The organism is Chitinophaga sp. (assembly GCF_036566945.1).
Lineage (GTDB): Bacteria > Bacteroidota > Bacteroidia > Chitinophagales > Chitinophagaceae > Chitinophaga.
This window is the reverse complement of the sequence record NZ_DATCVJ010001084.1, coordinates 1-5,145: the sequence shown is the minus strand read 5'-3', so window position 1 is coordinate 5,145 and position 5,145 is coordinate 1. Positions and strand designations below refer to the sequence as shown.

Annotated in this window: 5 protein-coding genes; 1 reads left to right on the top strand and 4 read right to left on the bottom strand. The window is 44.1% G+C overall.

The annotated features are described in order from the left end of the window. Both VIP81_RS32700 and ruvA read right to left on the bottom strand, forming a co-directional pair. Positions 1-618 (bottom strand): hypothetical protein (locus tag VIP81_RS32700; RefSeq protein WP_331972203.1); only part of this gene is annotated, 618 nt, incomplete at its 3' end. Positions 619-654: 36 nt separating this feature from the next. After that, positions 655-1,242, bottom strand: coding sequence for a Holliday junction branch migration protein RuvA (gene ruvA / locus VIP81_RS32695; protein ID WP_331972200.1), 588 nt, complete (start codon positions 1,240-1,242; stop codon positions 655-657). A 191-nt stretch (positions 1,243-1,433) separates the two neighbouring features. Here ruvA and VIP81_RS32690 point away from each other — a divergent pair, with 191 nt between their 5' ends. Beyond that, entirely contained in the window at positions 1,434-2,447 is a 1,014-nt protein-coding gene (locus VIP81_RS32690; RefSeq protein ID WP_331972198.1) for a beta-ketoacyl-ACP synthase III, read from the top strand. Between the two features lie 86 nt (positions 2,448-2,533). Here the strand turns inward: VIP81_RS32690 and VIP81_RS32685 are convergent, their stop codons facing one another. Both VIP81_RS32685 and VIP81_RS32680 read right to left on the bottom strand, forming a co-directional pair. Further along, positions 2,534-4,462 (bottom strand): hypothetical protein, encoded by a 1,929-nt coding sequence (locus VIP81_RS32685; RefSeq protein WP_331972195.1) that lies wholly within the window; start codon positions 4,460-4,462, stop codon positions 2,534-2,536. Next, the coding region (locus VIP81_RS32680) for a HAMP domain-containing sensor histidine kinase (RefSeq protein WP_331972192.1) at positions 4,459-5,145 on the bottom strand (687 nt) is incomplete at its 5' end. The genes VIP81_RS32680 and VIP81_RS32685, both read right to left, overlap by 4 nt.

Below are 5,145 nucleotides of genomic sequence, written 5' to 3'. Positions count from 1 at the left end.
AAAACCGCCGTTTTTTCTGGCTTGTTCCACCAGTACGGGGTTTTTGATATTCTGACCCTGATAGCCGAAGGTGAGGTCCAGGCTACCCTGGGGGCGTATATCTACTTTGCTGCCGCCAAAGATGCGGTCAAAGAGGTTGTTGCCATTATACAGTGCAGGGCCATTGCTGCGTTGGTTCAGGTTACCGAGGGCGCTGGCTCTTTTTTGCCAGTAGTCTTGTTCACTTTGATTGGATTGCAGTTTATAGAACTCATCAAAGCTCATGTAGGTAGGGTTACGATAATACTGACTACCGATTTTTTCGGTAACCGTGTATTGCTTCGTAATGGGATCGTATTCTATTGTTTTGTTGATATTTGCGGGATCCTTCAGATCAATACCACTTCTGGACCCCGGATCCGTCATATTGGGGCCGCGTCTGTCCTGAAGGGGGAATTTCAAGGTATCTTTTTTTCCGGTAGTATCGACTTTGGTTTGACCTGTAATGGTGGTATCCGACTTCCAGCTCCGTCTCGATAATTTCAGATTTCCAGAACGATCCCTAGCGGCAGTGTCAACAATGATAAAGGATACAATTGCTATCACGGCAAAAGCACCATAGTATGTTTTTCTTGCCAAGAAAAATAGGTTTTTATAGAGGATTTTATTTATTAATTATAAACTTTTCAGGGCCTTCTTTATGAGCTCTTCCAAGTTTTGCAATAGCGGCTCATTTTTCATAACTCTCTGGATCGCCGATTCTGCCATGTTCCGGGCGATACCCAGAGTTATCAGAGCATTTAACGCATCTTCGTGCATTGTATTGTTTACAGTAGCAGATAAATGTGTTCCGGTATCCTTGTGCTTCGTTATCTTATCTTTTAGTTCCAGTATTATTCTTTTGGCTGTTTTAGCGCCGATCCCCTTTACACTTTCGAGCATCCGCTCATTTTCCATCATGATAGCACGTTGTATATCTTCTGGTTGTAAAGATGACAACATCATTCGGGCGGTATTGGCCCCTACACCTGAAACACTGATCAGCAGGAGAAAAAGGCTTCTTTCTGCCTCTTCAAAAAAACCATACAGCGTATGTGCATCTTCTTTAATCTGCAGGAAGGTTAACAATTTGCAACTTTCCATATGCTGTATGCGGGAATATGTGTTGAGGCTAATCTGTACTTCATAACCGACTCCATCCACATCCAGATGAACAAGAGCTGGTGACTTATACGCCAATATTCCATTCAGATAAGCAATCATACAAGGTAAAGGTTCAGTAATTTAATTAAACTTTCGGAAATAGATTAATAATGTATTTCGGATAAATCCGGGCAAAGATGCTAACTTTTAACGGATTGTCAATCCATAAAGTTCGTCATATTCGACTTTTTTAGGAAATATACGTTTATATCGTATTTTTACGCCTCGTTTTAAACACATATTTAGTTTATATGAATAAAATAACGGCCGCTATTACAGCGGTGGGTGGGTATGTTCCCGATTACGTGCTAACCAACCAGGAATTAGAAAAATTAGTAGATACAACAAACGACTGGATAATAACCCGGACGGGCATTTCAGAGAGAAGGATATTGAAGGGAGAAGGGAAAGGGACATCTGACCTGTGTGTACCGGTAGCTCTTGAAATTTGCAAAAAGAGAGGCATTTCTCCGGAAGAAATTGATCTGTTAATTGTGGCCACTGTTACTCCGGACATGACTTTCCCGGCTACTGCCAACGTAGTAACCGATAAAATCGGCGCTAAAAACGCTTTCGGCTTTGATATCAGTGCGGCCTGCTCAGGCTTTTTATATGCCCTGGACACCGGCGCCCGCTTCATTGAAAGCGGCCGTTACCAAAAAGTAATGGTGATCGGTGCTGATAAAATGAGTTCTATCATTGACTATACCGACCGTACTACCTGCATCATTTTTGGTGATGGCGCTGGCGGTGTACTGCTCGAAGCCAATACCGAAGGATATGGCCTGATCGACAGCATCCTGAAAAGTGATGGTCATGGCCGCGAATACCTGCACATGAAAGCCGGTGGCTCTGTTAAACCAGCAACGATAGAAAGCGTAACTGCCCGCGAACACTACGTATACCAGGAAGGTAAAATGGTCTTTAAATATGCAGTATCCAATATGGCGGGTGCTGCAAAAGATATCATGGAACGTAATAACCTGACCTCAGCCGATATCTCATGGCTGGTACCTCATCAGGCCAACAAACGTATCATTGGCGCCACTTCCCAGTATATCAACGTTCCAGATGAAAAGGTAATGATGAATATCCACCGTTATGGTAACACCACTGCGGGTACTATTCCTTTATGCCTGTGGGACTACGAGAAATTCCTCAAAAAAGGCGACAACATCATGATGGCTGCCTTTGGAGGCGGATTTACCTGGGGTGCCAACTATATCCGTTGGGCATACGACGGCGATCAATACGGTAAAAAATAACCCATAGCATCTTTGATTTTCCGGATGCCCCTACTTTGACCGAAATGAAATTTCGGCCAGCAAAGTAGGGGCATCCGGAATTTATATTATCCCTGCAATATCCCCGTAAATACCAGGTATTTCCCTTCACTCTCCGTTACCTGGATAACACCATTCATTTTATCTATAAAGTCTTTTGTGATGGCATAACTCAGCGCATACATATCCTGTTGCCAGTCAGACAAGACTTTTATAATCGCCCCCGCATCTGCTCCCGTATCCGCTATCATACGACAGTATACCAGCCCTTCATTTTTCCAGGCAGAAATAATGATCAAGCTCCCCCGCTGTGCATAGTGTATGGATAACCGCAATAAATGCAACTGTACCATTTTCAGCATTTCCTCATCCGCCTGCAGGGTAAATTCTTCCGGCACCAGGTTTACCACTATCAGCGATTTTTCAGTTATAGCTGCGGTGGTGAGCTTCAACACCGCCTGTATAGCTGCATGCAGCTGACAGGGTACGGGATGATCAATAAATCCGGCTAATTGCAGACGTATCCACTTTAAAATATTATCAAAAACGCATAAGGTGTTACCAGAAACATCGGCTATCTTCTTTATCAAAGTGGCCATCATCGCCGGGTCATCTTCATAATCTTTTAACCGCCCAGCTACATTCGAAATATAATACAGCGGCGCCCTGAAATCGTTGGCTATAATGGTAATCAGCTTATTCTTAAATTCATCATTGGCCCGCAGTGCCACGCTTTTCAACGAAATATCCGCATAACTGTCCGAGAGTTTTCCTTTCTGTACCTCCGAGGCCGTGAATTGCTGATAGCGGCTTAGCAGCAACAGGAATAACAGGATCACAATAACGAATAACCCGGCCATCACAAACTGGCTATTTCTCTTTTTCATGTTCCGCTTCTCCAGTTCCGCCTGCTGTTGCAGATTGCTCCGGGACAATTGCTGCAAAGTCTGTTCTTTTAAAAAATAATCTATGTAATTCACCATGTCCCGGCCGGGCTGATACCGGTGCTGCCCGGCCATCCGCATGATTTCACTACTGTAATAGTTTACTTTACCGGTATCCTTTGTGGTCAGATAATAATCATACAAACCGGCTATGGTAGAAAGATTCAACTCAATACAACCTGCTTTTTTTGCCAGTTCATAAGACAGTTCCCGGTAGTGGGTAGAATCTATCGCATATCCCATTCCCTGGTAGTTTTCCAGGCGATTATATATATCCATGGCCACGTATGGCAATCCCCGTTGCAACGCTTCCGTTGCCAACTGATTCATCTTTACTTCTGCTTCTTTTCCACGTCCCTGCTTTACGAGGGAGTCTGCTTCGTAGGCGTCAATATACAATGGCAGCCGACTGCGGGGATACTTTGCAGAGATATGAGCTGCCGTACGAAATGCCCATTGTACGGAATCCTTACGGCTAACATCACTATAAAATCGCATCGCATAATTCAGCAACAGGATACTGTACATCGAATCTGCCGAAGCCGGCAACCGGCTGGCCATCTTAAAGGCTTCATAAAAATAATTGTTGGCCTCCACTGGTCTGCCCATGTTCCGGTAATAGAGATACAGGTTACTGAGCGTTTTGCAGATACGGGCACTGTCCGACAATGATCTATGCAGCTGCAATGCTCTGTAGGCGTAAATTCCAGCAATATTAAAATCTGTTCTCAGCGCAAAACAAAAACTCATCACATCATAGGCATCTGCCATACCTTTTTTATCGTGCAGCCGCTCCGCTATTTCATAGGTGCGAACGGCATAAATAAAACTGCTGTCGATGTCGATCATCATGTACAAAGCGCCCAGTTTCCCCAGCGTATTTACATACTGACTGCTGTCGTGCGTTGTGTGCAGTTCCTGCAGCAACTCCGGTAACTGGGGGCCCGGTGGGCTTTGCGCGAATACCTTGTTTACAAAGCACAGCAATACCATAGCTACCCAAATAGCAGCTAACTTATTTTTGCAACATGCCTTGCTCCCTGTTTTTCTCATGCCGTTTTTAACGATTCCGGGAGGCGGTAATAAAAAGTGCTCCCTTGCTGCTCATTATTTTGTGCATTCATTTCTCCACTCATTTTAACTATAAAGTCTTTACAGATGATCAACGCCAAACCCGCTCCTTTGCCCGATCGCTCCTGTTCGTAGGCTTTGCTGTTCCAGGCAAATAGCAGTGGCAATACCAACGCGTCAATACCTGTGCCCTCATCTGTAAATGACACGGTTATCGATCCATTATTTCGTATAGCCTTAATCGTTATTACACTATCAGGAGGTGAAAATTTAATAGCATTGTGTAAAAAATTCCGGTGAATGAACTGCAGCATTTCAAAGTCGGCCAGTATGGTAGTGCCCTCAGGAATAGCTGTGACCAGTTGTATGTTCTTTTCGGCGAGTAAATGTTGTAAATTCTGTGTGATGATACGGATCATGTCGGCCAGGAAAAATCGCTCCGGGCGATATACAAAGCCCGACAACTGGGTACGTATCCATTTTAATATTTCTTCAAATACCCCCAGGGTGGTAGTGGCAGTTTGTTCTACCTCCTGGATCATTTCCGCCGCCTCTGTTACGGTGAGTGCTTTATTTTCTATAAACCCGGTGATATTAACTATGTTATGCAGTGGTGTTCTGAAATCATGTGCAATCATAGAAATCAGCTTATTCTTAAAATCGTC

What these genes read in the sequence shown, in the direction of transcription:
- ruvA (WP_331972200.1), bottom strand. Translation starts at nt 1,242, where the DNA reads ATGATTGCTTATCTGAATGGAATATTGGCGTATAAGTCACCAGCTCTT.
- VIP81_RS32690 (WP_331972198.1), top strand. Translation starts at nt 1,434, where the DNA reads ATGAATAAAATAACGGCCGCTATTACAGCGGTGGGTGGGTATGTTCCC.
- VIP81_RS32685 (WP_331972195.1), bottom strand. Translation starts at nt 4,462, where the DNA reads ATGAGAAAAACAGGGAGCAAGGCATGTTGCAAAAATAAGTTAGCTGCT.